This is a genomic window from Labrenzia sp. THAF191a (assembly GCF_009363335.1).
In the GTDB taxonomy this organism is placed as follows: domain Bacteria; phylum Pseudomonadota; class Alphaproteobacteria; order Rhizobiales; family Stappiaceae; genus Roseibium; species Roseibium algicola.
In genome coordinates, this window is the sequence record NZ_CP045333.1 from 1,933,562 (window position 1) to 1,949,635 (window position 16,074).

The following is a 16,074-nucleotide window of genomic DNA, read 5'->3' on the forward strand; positions in this document are numbered from 1 at the left end:
TCTTCACTCCGTTATCTAGTTATCAAGGCTCTGAAGGTTGCCCCCTTCAGGGCCGTTTTCTTGCCCATTAAGACGCGGGCGGTACGCGTTTCTGTGAGTGCTGCGTGTCTTCCCAGACCAGCTTGTGAGCGCGATAGATTGGCCCGGCCTGAAAGCCGGCCAGCCAGATCGCGTCTTCATCTGAAATCGGTGTTCCTTCTGCCAAGCGCTGTTCCAGCTGCAGCGCCCGCTTGAACAACGCTTCCGGCGTGTGCTGCTTGGAGAGCTTGTGAACCTTGGCCGTTGGCTGCAGCGCCTGCGGTAGGGTGTCGGCCTTCAGGCTTTCCATCATCGCGGCTTCGCGCTCGGACAGTTCCCTGGGCGCGCGCCGCTTCTTCACGTCTGCGGCTGCAAGGGTTCTCGCCGTGGTGTGTTCTTCGCGCTTTTGCGGGAACGACAACACCTGGGCGCGCTCTTCGTTCATGACCGCCTTGAGGGCATCGCGCGGGCCAATTTCCTTCATCGCCTTTTTGATCGGCGCGACCTGTTCGTCCATGTAGGCTTTTTGCAGGGCGCGGTATCTGGCAATGGTTTCCACCGGGTCTGCGCCGACCAGGTCTGCGCAGATCGCGTGACCGAGGAAGGTCAGTCCTTCGGCATCGAACAGCCAAATCCGTCCGAGGTCCTTCGGGTCCATCCGGCACAACACCTGTTCGCCCGCCATCACCGCGCAATCGGTCATGACGTAGAACTCGTTGTCGACGCGCACGCCGCCTTTCTGGACCGTCCGAATACCGCCGCCATTCGGTACGGCAGCCAAAAGAACATCCAGGGCGTCTGGGTCGACAGTCAGCACCTTTTCCGTCGAGGTTGCCGCTTTGGCCTCCGGTGACATTTTCTTCAGGCCGCCATGCGGGTTCCGGCCGTAGGCGTTTTCAGCCCAGTCGTTCGCCATTTCCTGAAGTTCTTCGGGCGACACATCCACGCCAAAGACATTGTAGTCATCAAGGCCGAGGCGCTTGGCGAACGCCTTCCGCCCTTCAATGACTGAGCGTTCGGCAACGTTGTGCCCAACGAACCCCGGCAACAGCTCTACAAAGCCATGCTGGAATGTCTTAATGACACGCTCCACATGCGGCTTCTGTTCGGGTGAATAGGGCGGGCAAATTAGATGCTCAATGTCGAGATGCTTCAACAACCGAACGGTCGACTTCGCCTTGAAATCCGAGCCGTTGTCCGACTTGATGGCTTCCGGCACGCCCCATTTCAGGATGGCTTCGCGCACCAGGAGGCCAACAGCGTCCGCGCGAGGTGTGCAGGAAATCAGGAAGATCGACCGGCGCGACCAAACATCGATGCAGGCGTAAACGTTCCACCGGCCTTCCGTGGTCAACATGTCCACCGGCGAAGCGTCGATTTCCCAGAGTTGGTTGAGACGTTCGATCCCGGCAGATGCTCCGCCGATCATCACAGCCCGATCGGTGTTCTTCCAACCGTCCGGATCGGTGTGGCGCTTGAGCGCGCTGGCAAATTCCAGCTTCCAGCTCTTTAAGGTGTGTTGAAACGTCCTTAAAGGTGGCAGATCCCGCTTCGAGACTTCACCTGTCTCGGGATTTACGACCTCGATCTGCTTGCCGAATTTCGCTTCTGCCATCGCTCTGAGAACATTGGCCTTCAGGTGTGGTTGCTGGAATATCGCCGCAAGCACGTAGGACTTCAGTGTGCCCTGTTCGGCTTGGTCCAGAACGCCCGTTCCCTTGCGCGATTGCGCGGGATGGAACGCCAGTCGGTTCTGGCTTTCCTCTGCCTGGGACCGCCACCGGGCCAGGCTGCGCAAGGAAAGGCCTTTGACCGTCGCATAGACCCAATCAGGAACCGGAACTTTCTTCTCGGCATAGATCAGGATGAACCAATGATCGCTTGCATTCTGATGAAGGCCGGTCTGTGCCCGGAACCTTTCTGCAGCCCGCAAGACGATCAGCTTGGCATTCCGCTTCCGCTCGGCCCGGTGATCGAACTCGGGATCGTCGGAAGACTCCAGGATCAGGTCCTCATCCTTCAATTCAACGAAGGTGGCGCAATACTGCAGCTTCTGAGTGAGCGGAAAGAGATCCGTGTGATACTCAAAGCCACCGCCGCCTTCCCGGCCTTGCCGCTTGCGGGCGTAGCAAGAGCCTGCCCATCCTTCGCGATCTGCCAGCTTTTGGACACCGCGCTCTGACGCAGGAAAACCATCCAGTTTCAGGTCTGCGATCTCTTGAGCGGTCAACCAGAGTTTCATGCTCCAGCCCTCCGTTTGTCCCAACGGGCCTGCCGGCGCTCGTCGCGCCATCTTTTCAGGCAACGCTGAAACGATCGAACCGGTGGCATCGGCACCTGTTCACCGTTCACAGCGACTGTCTTGCCGAAGGTCGCGAGCGCCAGTTCACGGATTTGCGTAGCAGGTGCATAAGGATGGGCGGCATGAACGTCGCGGCACCATTCGCGAAGTCGGCCACTCTCGGCTCGGTCCAGCAAACTCCTGGTCATTTCGCCCCCCGCAACCGCGCCTGCAGCGTTTTCTTGCGAGTTTCGATCATGCGGGCATGGTCTTCGATCAACGCCAGCTCGATGACGTTTTCGTATTTTCGAGGAACCACAGCCATGTCGAACCCTTCGGCAAGAAAGCCGAGCAGCTCGGTTTTGCCGGTGGCGTGTATCAACGCGACAAAGCGCTCCACCGTGATGTTGTTTTGGGTTTTTGCTTCCGAGGCATAGGCCTCAAGTGTCTCTTTGGTGACCTTGTAGCCAAGCCGCTCGCTCATCTGGGCGGCAACGGTGAGCCTGTCTTTGCCGCAGTCTTTGAGAACTCTGGCGATGGCACGGCTGATCCGGGAGGCAAGCCGCGTACCGGGGAAGGCATCCGGCTCAAAACCGACCGAAACGCGTGGCGGCGTCCAATCGTTGAAGAGATCGAGGGTGAATTCATCGCGCGGCTTACGCATCGAGCCAGCCCTCCCTTTTTACCAGGTCAAGGATCTCTTCCTTGAACCCCCTGAACAGGGTCGCGCGGAAGTGCTTCCCGAGTTTGGGCAGATACTGCGTGACCGTCTTCTCCCGCTTCTGGGTATCGGTCTCCGGTTCTTCGCCTGAGATTTTCAGGATCGCATCGGCAATGGACGCGACAGCCGGCTTGTCGCCCAGGATCAGCGCCAACACTTTGGCTTGGGCATCCGCGTCCAGAACCGCCAGTGCCTTCAGGTCGCTCTGTTTGCCTGCAAAGGCGGTGCCCTTCAGGCGCTCACGGGTCTCGGGGGACAGTCCCTCAAAGATTTGCACCGCAAGCCGAACAGATCGATCGGACAAACCCGTGCTCTCGGCAGCATTCTGGCAAAAGGCAAAAATTGCCACTTGCCTCTTTTCGCCGCCTGTATGCTGGTTGCCGCGTTTGCCGCCGTGCTTGGTTTCCGGGTGCCGTACCTCGTAAATGCGCTTCATTTCCGTGAGCGCCTCGCACCGTTCCAGGGCGTTGAAATCCTTGCGGCCAAGGTTTTCCAAAATCTCGTGCAGGCGAAGATCTTCCGCCTCCAATACGCCGCCGTCTGTCTCCAGAATGCGGGCTTCAATCTCTTTCCACTTGACGATCCCGGCAGCCGTCAACCGATGGGCTCCGGCAACTAGGGTGTAGCGTTTCCCGTTGGGGACAACGTCAATCGGTGTTTTCTGTCCAGTCTCAATAAACATGCCGGACAGGCATTCCGCCCACGCCTGATCCACATTCCGCAAACGGCCCTCGGGAATATCGATCAGGGAAACCTTGATGGACTGATACGCGCTCAATTCGAACCTCAATGATTTCTGGGAAAAGGACCGGGCGGCCCGTCTCAAGAATTCCAAAGCCGCCCGATAAGTTGTTGGCTTCGCGTCAATTGCGGCAGCGCCGCGTCTCACCACTGACGCAGGTGACGCGCTTTGACCGCCCTAGGTCCGCCTGAACAGGAGGGCAGCCATAAGTCTTGAAAGGGTCGGAAAACGACGCCGGCTGCGGTAGCCGAACTCCGTGTAGTGCGATTGAAAAGCTTCCGGAGCGAAGAAGTCGTTGCGTCTGGGGCGAGGGCTTGAGATCGATTTGAGGAGGCTATAAACGCCCAACAGAAGCGTCAGAAGCAGTGCGACCGCGCCACCCATGCCAACCAGATACGGAGCGGCGCTCATCGTTCCTGCGCCCCTTCACCGGCCAGACTGGTATAAGGAACCGCCATCCAGGCCGCCCCGCCGATGCCATTTTCGTTCAAGTCATCGCGTAAGCGTTGCGCCACGACCTCATTGTGAAACCTGTAAGCGTCTCCCAGAAACAAAGATGTCTCTGCGACAAGTGCTTGGTTTCCGCCTTGCGTCTCGACCAGGGAGACACCTGCTGTGCAGAAAAACCGGTTTCCGGAATTGGACACTTTGGTGACAACAAAGCGCTCGCAGAGTTCGGCACCATCCGTCTGCGCGGACAGCAACGTCTGATCATGCGCTCCCATCACGCCGCCTTCCTGTCCGGCCGAACCGAAGCTTTCTGGCTAGCGGCGGAACGCTCGTTTGCGGTAGAAAGGATTCGAGCGGAACGGATCGGATAACGGTCGGGCCAGAGCTTGTCCGGTTTCACTTCAAGGAAATCGGCGATCGCTTTCTCGGCCTTACGGTTGGTACGCGTCCAGACCTGGCTAAAGGTCTTGATCGTGATTCCAGCCCTGTTAGCCAGCTCGCCGAACGTCATCCCCTGACGGTGAATTTCGGCGGTGATGGAAAACCGGTCCCATCCATCTGGCGGAGCGTGTTTTGGTTTTGCCATTTGGGCCTCTCTGGTGGGAAAACGGCTTGCTGCAACAAGCCGTTTTCTTTGGACTTTTGGTGTGACAACTCGGCGTGAATGTTCGCGCCGACAAAATGAAAGGTAGGAACTATTGGGCCTACATGTCAAGCCTCATAGGGCTTGATTGGCCTTATTGGGCCTATTTTGTGTTGGAAACAGATACTGCTTTCCGTAACCGGTTGGAAATACTGGTTAAATCCGTTGGAGGTGTCGGTCAGCTTGAGCGTCGGTCAGGCATCGCACGCAGAACACTCGACAAATATCGATCGGGGGAGTCCGATCCAACGAGGAGCAAGCTAGTTGCGATAGCAGAAGCTGCGAACGTTTCTGCAGGTTGGCTGGCAGATGGAAAAAGCCCCATGAAACTGGATGCCCCGCAAGTGACGGGCACGCAGATTTCGATAGACGATATCCGCAGCTTCCTTTGGAATATATGCGAGACCTACTATGAGAAGTTGCCAAGGCGCACCAAGCCGGCCGCCTTCGCAGATCAGTGTCTGTCCATGTTCGATTACTTGCTTACGCGGGAAGACGTGAAGACAGAGGCTGCGGCCGAGGTGATTGAATTTGGCGCTGAGCAGCTGAAGCGCGCATCCGGTCGAGACGATTAAGAAGACCGTCATAGTCCGTAACCTGGTACCCGATCTCAGGGAGCGCAATACCTGCAATAATGCGGTCTCTGAACACCTTCGGTTCACAACCAAGGGCCGGATAAATGCGGCGGTACGGGTTCGATTTGAAGGCCCAAACGCACGCAGGCCAGAGAGCTTCGGATTTCAGGAATTCGGCTAGTACCCGCATAGCCAATGGGCCGGATGACCCTCCGCGATAATCCGGTAAAATGTAACATGCGTGGAACTCGCCAGGTGCGTCTATTGCTGGATCGGTGTTCGGTTTTGCCACAGCAAAACCGACGACTTTCTGGCAAGCTTCCAAAACGAAAACCGCTTGTCCTGTTGGACGCTCTTCGAACCAATGCTCCCACTGTCTATATCGGTAATCGAAACCACGTTGCGCCTGGACTTGATCGGGCATGAAGGAATAAACTTCCTTCCAGCAACCTACGTGAATACTGGCAATTTTTACAACGTCAGATAAATTCGCTTGTCTAATTCCCGTAATGATAGACATCGCGTCTGCTCCCCTCTAGATTGCAAAAACTCGGGGTGCAAGGGGCGAACAATGCGCGATGATTTTCTGCGCCAGATTATTACGGATAATGTTTCAGGCAATGTCCGCAAAATTAAGACTAGCGGAATTGCCGTTCTGGCGTTCTCAATTGGGTTTGCGGTCGCAGCCGGGTTCCATTCCTATGCTTCAAACGGGCCATCGGATGATGACCTCGCAAAGTTAGCGGAATTAGCTGCCTGTTCCACTGGCGAGCCCGCTTCTTCATTGTGGTTGCAAGCTCAGTCAGACAATGCATGGGGTTTCGTTGGCGACCGCTATAAGGTCGCCAAGCGATTTTTAGTTGATATCGATATCGACCGTTGCGGTATCAGGGAGACCGCGAACGCTCAGATTGATCAGCGGGAAATCGGAACTTTTTCGCCACGCGACCGCTACAACTGAATTCTGGTATCTCACCACTCGCGATCCGGACGTCTCGTGGGCACTAATCGCGACGTTGATCAACCTCGAACTCACTTGAATTTCTGGTGGAAACATTGTGACGATCGTTCCGTCTCGCTGCAGCGCAAGAGACCAGCAGTCGCCACATTCGCTCTGCAGATCTACGAGTGCAAAGGGCGATGCCACAACAACGAATGTCAGGGAACCAAGTCGTTTTACTAAAGGAACGAATGACGCTCCAGACGTGCGTCCGACTACCTGCTTACCGACAACCAGGTCGGTGCCGGTCAATGCCTCTTTGAAATAACTGCGGTCGGACAGATCCAACGGTGCAACCGGGTACTTGTAGCTGTCGTGCAGCAACTGCCCGTCACTGCCAATCACGATGATAGCTCTCGCCCCAGGAACTCCAGTTGCTAGGCGCTTCAATTCGGTATGCACCAATCTGTCATTCTGGACTGAGGATACGATCACCGCACCTGCATCAATTGCTTGCTCGGCAGCGTAGAGTATCCGTTCGGCGGCCAGTTGATTGGTTCTGGCTGATTGGACTACCTCAGAGATAAGATATTCCGTTTCGCTCTTCTTTATGTCGATTTGCGCGATCGCAGAAGTGGCGAACGTTATCGCAAAAACCAGTGTTGAAAAAATGCGTACCACTAAGTTCTCTCCCCCAGCATTTGTTCGGTGCAAAAGCCCACCAAGCCGATGGGTATAGTCGCTAGCGTGACTCAACCGTGACAGGAATCAGCGGGAAAGAAGTGCCTTGGCGATCAGTGCAGAGCTCGATTTGGGACCTTTAAATGGTCCTTCAACAACGCCTAAATTGAACCACCCGCTGCACGCAAAAATTGGAAACTCGTTTTCGATCACGCCGCAAGTTGATATGTAGAAAGCTGCACCGTCGTTTTTTAAGAGTTGAGGTAAAAATGATTGCAGGCTTTTTTGGCACTGGGGTGTTCATTGCCCTGGTTATTTTTTCGGTGGCACCGGTGGTAGTGGCTGATTGGTACAACGCCCGAGCCGTTGCAGTTCTGGCTGCGATCGCGGCAGTTGGTAGTCTCGCTCTAGCTGCTGTTACAGGTGACCTAACTCTCTTCGTGATCGGTTGGGGCGCGTCCGCTGTACTCGCGGCCTTGTCTCGTATCGTTGGACTGAAAGCCATCGAACTTGTTCAGGGGTACAAGGGGGCGGTCCATCCAAGAAACGCTCATCAGTTGGGTAAACCTGGCTTTCATCGCTAAGGGGCTTTCACTGCTCGTCGAGCGCAATTCGAAAGTTCGGACCTCGTGTTATCAACCGATCTGCGCAATTTCCTTCAACCCCGCAGATTTCTGCCGATCAAGCCCAGGTCCGAACTCATCGCAATAATCGCGTTGCAGTTCGGACCTCTTTTTTTGTGTTTCGTTGCTTTCATTGCAGAATTTCTTCCCGCGCAGCTTCATTTGCCGACGGGATCTCAGTTGGACTGCCAAAATCATTGCGCGCCCTGAAATCACACAGATTGGCGTCTTCTCGGTAAAAACGGCTGAATTTCGCCAAAAACCGGGTAATCCCACTTAATCCCACAAAAGCCCCAAGTGCCAACTCTCCTTGCGCATTACAAAATGCTGTGCGATCGCTGGACCCGCCACTAGATTCATGGGCCGCACAAGTCACAGGGACAGCTTTGATGCTGGCGAACTTGTTGCCCTGCTGCTGATCCGGTTTCTGTTTATCGGACGGGAAGTGCCACATTGATGGCCCGTCGGCAGCTCTTTCAAGAGGCAGGGTGATTGTCCAATTCTGACGCTACAAATTGACGTAGAGTTGGTGTGGCGGGTTGCGGGCGACCTTGTCCCGACGTGACAATCGTATTGCCCAGCAGATCCTTGTTTTGGTCGCGTCTGATTTTCAGAAACAGACTGATTGGAGCCCGTGTTCTGAAAAAGAAGGCCGCAGGTTGCTCCAATTCGACGGAAGTCACTGAACCATAATGCGACTGCGGGGAAGGCTGTGAAGCCCGGTTGAGGCTGTATCCTCGTATTTTGTGGGATTTTCCCAGATGTGGTTCCGGCCTTTACATCTTATTTGTAAGAGTTGCAGAGTCCATTGAATGATTATTCATGTAAATCTATGTATATCAAAAGTTGTAAAATGATCGACGATCTTCAGTAACAGAAAATATACAATTGTTTCCTTATTGTACTTGTTAATTTAGACATGGCCTCAAGTGACGATGCGAGAGCCGCACACAAGGTGATGAGAATTGCTGCATAAAATGATCCGCATTCTTGTCGCTGACGACAGCGGCATCGCTCGTGAAGTCATCAACAACGGCATCGCCGTTCATCGTTCCAAGCGGTACATCGAGGTCGACAACGTCGATAACGGTCGTTCAGCTGTCGAGGTTCTGAAGAAGAAACAGATCGACATCGCCTTCATCGACATCAACATGCCGGGGCTGAATGGCCCGGAAGTAATCGCCGCGATGAGCGAGACGAAGTCTACAGATTGTCTGACGGTCGCGATTTCAAGCGGCCTCGATGAGCGCAATGCCAACACGCTTCAGCAGCTGGGGGCCTATCATTTCCTGAAAAAGCCTTTCACTCCGGAGGATGTGTCGGAGATCGTCGCCACTTACATGACGATGACGACGACCTATCCGATCCTGTTCGTCGACGACAGCGGTACGATGCGCAAACTGACGCGCAAGGTTCTGGAGGCCAGCCGGTTCGACTTCGAAATCTCGGAAGCCGACAGCGCGCACGCGGCGCTTCGTGCTCTGGCATCGGGCAAGTTCCGGATTGTGCTGACGGATTTTCACATGCCGGATGTCGACGGTATCGAGCTAGCCGGTTCGATCCGGGACCTGTCGAGCAAGATCGGCATCTACATGATGTCCACCAACGACACGAGCTATCTGGAGCGGTCCGCGGCCTTCGTCGGCATATCCGGTTTCCTGAAAAAGCCGTTCACGCCTCAGGACATAGATACGCTCATGCATCAGTTCCTGGAGCTGGATACGCCAAAATTCGGCAAGGTGCGCAACATGTTCAGCTTCATGGAGCGAGAGCGCAAGGCATCGTGAGCCTCGTCGGACTGGCGGGTGCTGATCGTTCCGTCCGGTTCTCCTGGAAATTTCGCAGGAACCATTTGCCGAACGCTTGCATTGTTTCTGGATTGTTTTTCAGCATTCTTGATTTAAAACGCTTCAGTTGATTCAATGAAAGAATCAGAAGTCTCCCTCTAGTTCGTATCGGTTCCACTGTCTGAATGCATGGAGAGCGGTGTGGGCAAAACAGCAAAACTTGAATTACTTCGCCGGATATTGCCTCTCGGCCTCTGCGTGCTGGGTATAGTCGGCGGATATTTTTTCATGTCGGTGCTCAGCAGCCTGCTTTGCATTATCGCCGCCGCCGGGATCTACGCTGCCTTGCCGCGGCCGAACATACCGTCCGGTGCCGTAAAGCCGGTATGTCATCCGCCGGTTCTGGTGCTCGACATGATCGGGTTCGTGATTGGTGCCGTTTTCTTTTCCATAGCTTTCATCGGGATGGCAGACTGGAGCGGAGGCGCGGCCCTGTTGGCCCTGCTTTGCCTGGGGCCTGCCTCGATTGCGCCGGTGCTGTTCACAGTGTCCGCACGACAGGAGACATCCTGGGTCCGTTTCTTCAGCAACGGTTTCGAATTCACCCAGTTTGGCCGACGCGTCCGCGTGATGTATGAGGATCTGAAAAAGATCGACATCCGCCTGTGGCACGCTTCCGGCTGGGCTGCCTGGTTCCAGTCGACGATCGGCTCGCTGGGACCGAGATCAGCGGTTCTGCTGAACGGGGCTGAAACCACCACGACACTGGTCTTCAAGCGCCCGGACGGGGCAACCTTCACCATTTCCTCCGAACTTGTGCCGGACCTGCAGCGGGTGCTGATCAACATCGATAGGGCCGGTATGGAGCTTCCAGACGGGATCAGCGAATATCAGCGCAAGAAGATCCGCCAGCGGCGCGAGCGCATGTACGGCGGCCCGCAGCAGGAGCCGCCGCAGTCGGAACAGAAGGAAGTGGCGCGTATCGCAGCCCTGATCGAACACGCAAGGCGCAGCGCCGGGCATTGAGGCTGGGTTTTTCTGTTTTCAGCGCTTTGTTGAAGCTCACCACAAATTCTTCCTCATGCTGAGGAGGACTGTCAGGTCCGTCTCGAAGCATGGGCTGCTTGTTCTGTGTGGCCCATCCTTCGAGACGCGCGCCAGCGCGCTCCTCGGGATGAGGGAGTGGGGAGTTTGATCGTCTGAAGACCCGGTACTGGCATCAGCCGCTGCAAACTACGAACCGACCCAGTTCGCCTTTCGCTTTTCGAAGAATGCGGAGATGCCTTCCTGGGCTTCGGGGGTTTCCCAGGTCTCGGCGAGGCGGCGGATGGTGTCGTCGATGATTTCTTCGGTGATTTCCGGGCCAAGGCTGCGGGCCAGTGCCTTGGAGGCGGCAACGGCAGCGGGGGCAGCGGAGAGATACGGTTTGATTTCCTTTTCGATCGCCGCATCGAGGTCCGCCTCGCTCACGACCTTCGCCACAAGATCGAGATCCCGGGCTTCTTCCGCGCCGAACAGGCGGGCGGACATGAATACCTGGCGGGCCTTGCCTTCGCCCATGCGGGCCAGCACATAGGGGCTGATGGTTGCCGGGATGAGGCCGAGACGTACTTCCGTCAGGCCGAATTTCGCGCTGTCGACGGCAACCACGGTGTCGCAGACGCTCATCATGCCGATGCCACCACCAAAGGCCTGGCCCTGCACACGGCCGATCAGTGGCTTCGGCAATTCGTTGAGGCTCTGCAGCATCATGGCAAGCTTGCGCGCTTCAGTCATGCGGGTCTCACGGTCAGCTTCGAACTGCTCACGCATCCATCCAAGGTCGCCGCCCGCGCAGAAGCTGGCACCGGCACCCGTCAGGACAACGACACGGACAGCGTCGTCCTCCGCCAAATGTGCGGCAACTTCCGTCAGTTCGGCGATCATCGTGGCGGAAAGCGAATTGTGCTTTTCCGGGCGGTTGAGTGTCAGCGTTGCGACGCCCCGGTCGTCAACGGCAAGGGAGATTGTCTCGAAGCTCATGCGTCAACACTCCTGAGGGTGCGGGCAAAGTCGGCGATTTCAGCAAGCCTAGCCCGGTCGATGCCGGTTTCGAAGCCCTTGCGGGTCATCAGGTCGAGCACGGCTTCGGTTGCGACATTGCCTTTGGCACCCGGTGCATAGGGGCAACCGCCCAGACCGCCGACCGCACTGTCGAAAGTGCGCAAGCCCTTTTCGAGGCTGACCTCGATGTTCTCGATCGCCCGGCCCTTGGTGTCATGAAAATGGCCGGCAAGCTTGTCCGCAGGGATCGCGGTCAGCACGGCGTCCAGCATCCGGCCGATGGTCTCCGGCGTTCCGGCGCCGATGGTATCGCCGAGGGAAATCTCGTAGCAGCCGAGATCGAACAGCGTTTTGGCGACCTCCGCAACCTTCTCCGGTGGTGTTGCACCGTCGTAGGGGCAGTCGGTCACGCAAGAGACATAGCCGCGAACCGGGATGCCGTCCTCGTGTGCCTTTTCCAGAAGCGGCTTGAAGCGTTCGATGCTTTCGGCAACCGAACAATTGATGTTCTTTCTGGAAAAGCCTTCCGAGGCCGAACCGAAAATGGCGACTTCATCCGCCGACACCTTCTTGGCGGCCGTATAACCCTTCACATTGGGTGTCAGCACCGCATAGGTCACGGACGGATGCCGGTAGATGCCTTCCATCACTTCCTGGGCATCGGCCATCTGCGGTACCCATTTCGGACTGACGAAACTGGTCACCTCGATCTTGCGGAAGCCGCAGGCAGAAAGCCGGTCCACGAGGTCGATCTTCTGGGCCGTCGGCACAAAGGTTTTCTCGTTCTGCAGACCGTCGCGCGGGCCCATTTCAAACAGGGTGACGAATTCAGACATGTTTTCTTCTCTAGCTTCTCGTGAGGCCTAAAGGTGAGACCGGTTCTTCATTGCGCTTCGTCCGGGGGACGGCATCAGGCAAATCGCGGATGCATTCGTTAAACGGTATTTGACACGATCACTCTTCCTGCTCGGCTCGGGCGCGCAGTTCACGGCGGATGACCTTGCCGGTGGTGGTCAGGGGCAGGGCGTCGACAAAAGCGACTTCGCGCGGATACTCGTGGGCTGCAAGGCGCGTCTTGACGAAGTCGGCGATTTCCCCGGCAAGTTTGTCGGTCGGTTCAATGCCGTTTTTCAACACGATGTACGCCTTGACGATCTCCGTTCGCTGGCTGTCGGGTTTGCCGACGACACCGGCCATGGCGACCGCCGGGTGCTTGATAAGGCAATCCTCGATCTCTCCCGGGCCGATGCGATAGCCTGATGACGTGATGACGTCGTCATCCCGGCCAACGAAGCGGATCCACCTGGTGTCGTCCTTGATGCCGGTGTCGCCCGTCAAAAGCCAGTCGCCCGCAAACTTCTTTTCCGTCGCTTCCATGTTGTTCCAGTAGTTCAGGAACATCACAGGATCAGGACGTCTGACGGCAATGTTGCCGAGTGATCCGGCAGGCAGTTCCTCACCTGTGTCGCTGACAACGCTGACATGGTGGCCGGGAACAGGTCGGCCCATGATACCGGGACGCGCCTCCATCAGACTGGCGCAACTGGAAACGATCATGTTGCACTCGGTCTGGCCGTAGAATTCGTTGATCGTCAGGCCGAATGTGCGCCGGCCCCAGTCTATCAGCTCAGCGCCGAGCGTCTCGCCACCGGAGGCAACCGAGCGCAGGGTGAATTGCCAGCGGTTTTCCGGGGCTTCCACCTGACGCATCATCTTCAGCGCGGTTGGCGGCAGGAAGGTGTTGCGGATCTTCTGGTCCTGCAGCAGCTGGAAGGCTGCTTCAGCGGTGAACTTTCTGAACCGGCACGCTACCACGGGCACACCCAGGAAGAGCGCGGGCATCAGAACGTCGAGCAGGCCGCCGATCCAGGCCCAGTCCGCCGGGGTCCAGATCCTGTCACCCGGCTGGCCCAGAAGATCATGACTCATCTCGACGCCCGGTAGATGGCCGAGCAGCACACGGTGGCCGTGCAAGGCGCCCTTGGGCTGTCCGGTGGTGCCGGAGGTGTAGATGATGATTGCCGGGTCATCGGGGCCTGTGTCGAAGGGGTGGAATGTGCCTTCGTGTCCGGCCATGTGATGATGGAGGCTTTCTGCCCCCGGGACGTCTTCATCCGCACAGAGGACGGTCGTCAGTTCTGGCAGCCGGTCACGGATGGTCGCAAGCTTGGCAGAGCCGCTTGCATCCGTGATCACTGCCTTTGCGCCGGAATCCTTCAGCCGATACTCAAGTGCTTCTTCACCGAACAGGGTGAAAAGCGGAATGGTGATCGCACCGAGTTTCAGGGCCGCAATATGGGAAAACGCGGTTTCGGGCCTTTGAGGCATCAGGACGCCGATCCTGTCACCTGGCTGGACGCCTCGGGCGGTCAGCAGGTTGGCAAGCTGATTGGAAAGCCGCCTCAGGTCGCCATAGGTGTAGCTGGTGGCGCTGCCGTCCTCGTCCGTGTAGACCAGCGCCTCCCGGTTCGGCTCGCGTGCCGCCCAGTCGTCACATATGGCAACGCCGATGTTGAACCGGTCGGGGATTTCCCATCGGAACCTGCCGGACAGGTCGTCATAAGTCGTGGCGTCATGCGGCAGCATCGGCTTCCTCCGCGAGCGCCAGAAGAACGGTGCCGTCGGTTACCTGCTCGCCTTCGGCAACAAGAACCTCGCCGATGACACCGTCCCGCGGGGCTTTCAGCGTGTGTTCCATCTTCATGGCTTCCAGGATCACCAGTGGCTGGTCCTTCGTCACGGCTTCGCCTGCCCTGGCGTTCAGAACCTTCACGAGGCCGGGCATCGGCGCGATCAGCTGATCGCCCGCGCCGCCGGCCTCCTCGTCGGCGCTGAGTGTGTCCGGCAAGGCAACCGGGAAGGCATGGCCGCCGAGGAAGACCGTCAGTCCCTTGCGGTCCTCCACCACGACGGCCCGGGCACGGTGGCCGTCACAGTCGTAGGTGATCGCACCGCCTTCAACCTTCACCAGAGCATATTCGCGTGAGCCTTCCTCCAGCTGGACCGCGAACCGCTGATGGCCGAGGGCATGGACCTCGACGTCCCGGCGCTCGCCAGCAATTTCAAGCAGTGCGTACTGGCGCGATGCACTCCAGATCCGCCATCCGGCCAGCGTGTCGAACGGATCGTTGCCACTTGCCGGCCTGGTCAGGCCGAGCGCCGTGAGAGCGGCAAGGGCAATGGCGTCCACCGGAATGGAGGGTTCTTCTATGAGCTGGGTCAGATCCCGGTCGATGAGGCCGGTGTCGACATCGCCCGCGGCAAAACCTTCATGGCGGCACAGGGCCGCCAGAAAGCCGGCATTGGTGACGCAGCCGGCAACTTCCGTTGCCTCAAGGCTTGCCAGCAGCTTGCCGAGAGCCGCCTGGCGGGTTGGGCCCTGGACGATCACCTTGGCGATCATCGGATCGTAATAGGGGGTGATTTCATCTCCGGAGCGCACGCCGCTGTCGACCCGGGCGCTGTCTTCCGGAAGGGCCAGATGCTCCAGCGTGCCGATGGCGGGCAGGAAGCCCTTCGGCGCATCTTCCGCATACAACCGTGCTTCGAAGGCCCAGCCGTTGAAGGAAAGATCTTCCTGGCGCTTGGGCAGGGTTTCGCCGGAGGCCACGCGAAGCTGCCACTCGACCAGGTCTTCGCCGGTGATGAGCTCGGTAACCGGGTGCTCGACCTGCAGCCGGGTATTCATTTCCATGAAATAGAACCGGTCGGAGCTGAGGCCTTCGGAAACGTCGGCGATGAACTCGATTGTGCCGGCGCCGGAATAGTCGATGGCCTTGGCCGCGGTCACGGCGGCTTCCCCCATGGCGCGGCGCATTTCTACCGGCATGCCGGGGGCAGGGGCTTCCTCGATCACCTTCTGGTGGCGACGTTGCAGCGAGCAGTCGCGCTCGAACAGATGCACGGCATTGCCGTGGCTGTCGCCGAAAACCTGAATCTCGATATGGCGAGGCTTGGTCAGGTATTTCTCGATCAGCACGCGGCCATCGCCAAAACTGGCTTCGCCTTCGCGCTGCGCGCCTTTCAGGGCGTCTGCAAAATCCTTCGGGTCATCGACCCGGCGCATGCCTTTGCCACCACCGCCGGCACGCGCCTTGATCAGCACCGGATAGCCGATCCGGTCGGCCTGCTCCTTCAGGAAGTCCGCGTCCTGGTTCTCTCCATGATATCCGGGCACCACCGGCACACCGGCCTTTTCCATCAGCGCCTTGGCGGCATCCTTCAGGCCCATGGCGCGGATGGAAGAGGCGCTCGGGCCAATGAAGGTTATGCCGGCCTTGTCGAGGGCGTCGACGAAATCCGGATTTTCAGACAGGAAGCCGTAGCCCGGATGCACGGCTTCGGCGCCGCTCAGCTTGCAGGCTTCGATGATCTTGTCAGCCTTCAGATAGCTTTCCGAGACCGGTGCCGGTCCGATACGGAAAGCCTCGTCGGCCATGGCAACGTGCTTGGCCCTGGCGTCCGCATCGGAATAGACCGCAACGGTCTTGATGCCGAGCTTCTTGGCCGTTGCCATCACCCGGCAGGCAATCTCGCCGCGGTTGGCAATGAGGATCTTCTTGAACATTTC

The 16,074-nt window shown here is 57.7% G+C and carries 18 protein-coding genes; 4 read left to right on the forward strand and 14 right to left on the reverse strand.

Annotation, left to right across the window (positions count from 1 at the left end; genetic code table 11):
• Window positions 1–67: 67 nt before the first annotated feature.
• From FIV05_RS09010 to FIV05_RS09040, 7 genes are all read right to left on the reverse strand, one after another.
• Window positions 68–2,260, reverse strand: a complete 2,193-nt coding sequence (locus tag FIV05_RS09010; RefSeq protein WP_152509323.1) for a DDE-type integrase/transposase/recombinase — start codon at window positions 2,258–2,260, stop codon at window positions 68–70.
• A complete protein-coding gene (locus FIV05_RS09015; protein ID WP_152509324.1) occupies window positions 2,257–2,508 on the reverse strand; it encodes a hypothetical protein in 252 nt (83 codons plus the stop codon). Before FIV05_RS09015 ends, FIV05_RS09010 begins: the two co-directional genes overlap by 4 nt.
• Window positions 2,505–2,963 (reverse strand): hypothetical protein, encoded by a 459-nt coding sequence (locus tag FIV05_RS09020; RefSeq protein WP_152509325.1) that lies wholly within the window; start codon window positions 2,961–2,963, stop codon window positions 2,505–2,507. The genes FIV05_RS09015 and FIV05_RS09020 overlap by 4 nt, the downstream gene beginning before the upstream one ends.
• Window positions 2,956–3,798 carry a ParB N-terminal domain-containing protein gene (locus FIV05_RS09025; protein WP_152509326.1) on the reverse strand — a complete coding sequence of 281 codons (843 nt, stop codon included), beginning with the start codon at window positions 3,796–3,798 and terminating at the stop codon, window positions 2,956–2,958. The genes FIV05_RS09020 and FIV05_RS09025 overlap by 8 nt, the downstream gene beginning before the upstream one ends.
• 141 nt (window positions 3,799–3,939) lie before the next feature.
• On the reverse strand, window positions 3,940–4,173 hold the full coding sequence (locus FIV05_RS09030) for a hypothetical protein (RefSeq protein WP_152509327.1): 234 nt from the start codon (window positions 4,171–4,173) through the stop codon (window positions 3,940–3,942).
• Window positions 4,170–4,487, reverse strand: a complete 318-nt coding sequence (locus FIV05_RS09035) for a hypothetical protein (protein WP_152509328.1) — start codon at window positions 4,485–4,487, stop codon at window positions 4,170–4,172. Before FIV05_RS09035 ends, FIV05_RS09030 begins: the two co-directional genes overlap by 4 nt.
• Entirely contained in the window at window positions 4,487–4,798 is a 312-nt protein-coding gene (locus FIV05_RS09040) for a helix-turn-helix domain-containing protein (RefSeq protein WP_152507417.1), read from the reverse strand. The genes FIV05_RS09035 and FIV05_RS09040 overlap by 1 nt, the downstream gene beginning before the upstream one ends.
• 122 nt (window positions 4,799–4,920) lie before the next feature.
• Between FIV05_RS09040 and FIV05_RS09045 the strand changes: the two genes are divergently transcribed.
• Window positions 4,921–5,430, forward strand: a complete 510-nt coding sequence (locus tag FIV05_RS09045) for a helix-turn-helix transcriptional regulator (protein WP_173013812.1) — start codon at window positions 4,921–4,923, stop codon at window positions 5,428–5,430.
• Here the strand turns inward: FIV05_RS09045 and FIV05_RS32050 are convergent.
• On the reverse strand, window positions 5,339–5,950 hold the full coding sequence (locus FIV05_RS32050) for a GNAT family N-acetyltransferase (protein ID WP_152509330.1): 612 nt from the start codon (window positions 5,948–5,950) through the stop codon (window positions 5,339–5,341). The two genes, FIV05_RS09045 and FIV05_RS32050, sit on opposite strands and share 92 nt — an antisense overlap.
• Before the next feature lie 336 nt (window positions 5,951–6,286).
• Entirely contained in the window at window positions 6,287–7,051 is a 765-nt protein-coding gene (locus FIV05_RS09055) for a hypothetical protein (RefSeq protein ID WP_209009913.1), read from the reverse strand.
• Between the two features lie 269 nt (window positions 7,052–7,320).
• On the opposite strand from FIV05_RS09055, the gene FIV05_RS09060 reads away from it, so the two are divergent.
• A complete protein-coding gene (locus tag FIV05_RS09060; RefSeq protein WP_152509331.1) occupies window positions 7,321–7,635 on the forward strand; it encodes a hypothetical protein in 315 nt (104 codons plus the stop codon).
• 169 nt (window positions 7,636–7,804) lie between these two features.
• Here FIV05_RS09060 and FIV05_RS09065 read toward each other — a convergent pair whose 3' ends face one another.
• Complete coding sequence (locus FIV05_RS09065) at window positions 7,805–8,128, reverse strand: hypothetical protein (protein ID WP_152509332.1); 324 nt, start codon at window positions 8,126–8,128, stop codon at window positions 7,805–7,807.
• Between the two features lie 511 nt (window positions 8,129–8,639).
• On the opposite strand from FIV05_RS09065, the gene FIV05_RS09070 reads away from it, so the two are divergent.
• Window positions 8,640–9,461: a response regulator gene (locus FIV05_RS09070; protein WP_209009914.1), complete on the forward strand. Its 822-nt coding sequence runs from the start codon at window positions 8,640–8,642 to the stop codon at window positions 9,459–9,461.
• A gap of 288 nt (window positions 9,462–9,749) precedes the next feature.
• Window positions 9,750–10,487: a hypothetical protein gene (locus tag FIV05_RS09075; protein WP_152509333.1), complete on the forward strand. Its 738-nt coding sequence runs from the start codon at window positions 9,750–9,752 to the stop codon at window positions 10,485–10,487.
• Window positions 10,488–10,694: 207 nt separating this feature from the next.
• Here the strand turns inward: FIV05_RS09075 and FIV05_RS09080 are convergent, their stop codons facing one another.
• From FIV05_RS09080 to FIV05_RS09095, 4 genes are all read right to left on the reverse strand, one after another.
• The gene (locus FIV05_RS09080; RefSeq protein ID WP_152509334.1) at window positions 10,695–11,483 is read right to left on the reverse strand and encodes a crotonase/enoyl-CoA hydratase family protein; all 789 of its coding nucleotides are present in this window, start codon (window positions 11,481–11,483) and stop codon (window positions 10,695–10,697) included.
• The gene (locus FIV05_RS09085) at window positions 11,480–12,340 is read right to left on the reverse strand and encodes a hydroxymethylglutaryl-CoA lyase (RefSeq protein WP_152509335.1); all 861 of its coding nucleotides are present in this window, start codon (window positions 12,338–12,340) and stop codon (window positions 11,480–11,482) included. Before FIV05_RS09085 ends, FIV05_RS09080 begins: the two co-directional genes overlap by 4 nt.
• Before the next feature lie 118 nt (window positions 12,341–12,458).
• A complete protein-coding gene (locus tag FIV05_RS09090) occupies window positions 12,459–14,090 on the reverse strand; it encodes an acyl-CoA synthetase (protein ID WP_152509336.1) in 1,632 nt (543 codons plus the stop codon).
• Complete coding sequence (locus FIV05_RS09095) at window positions 14,077–16,071, reverse strand: acetyl/propionyl/methylcrotonyl-CoA carboxylase subunit alpha (RefSeq protein WP_152509337.1); 1,995 nt, start codon at window positions 16,069–16,071, stop codon at window positions 14,077–14,079. The genes FIV05_RS09090 and FIV05_RS09095 overlap by 14 nt, the downstream gene beginning before the upstream one ends.
• Window positions 16,072–16,074 lie beyond the last annotated feature (3 nt).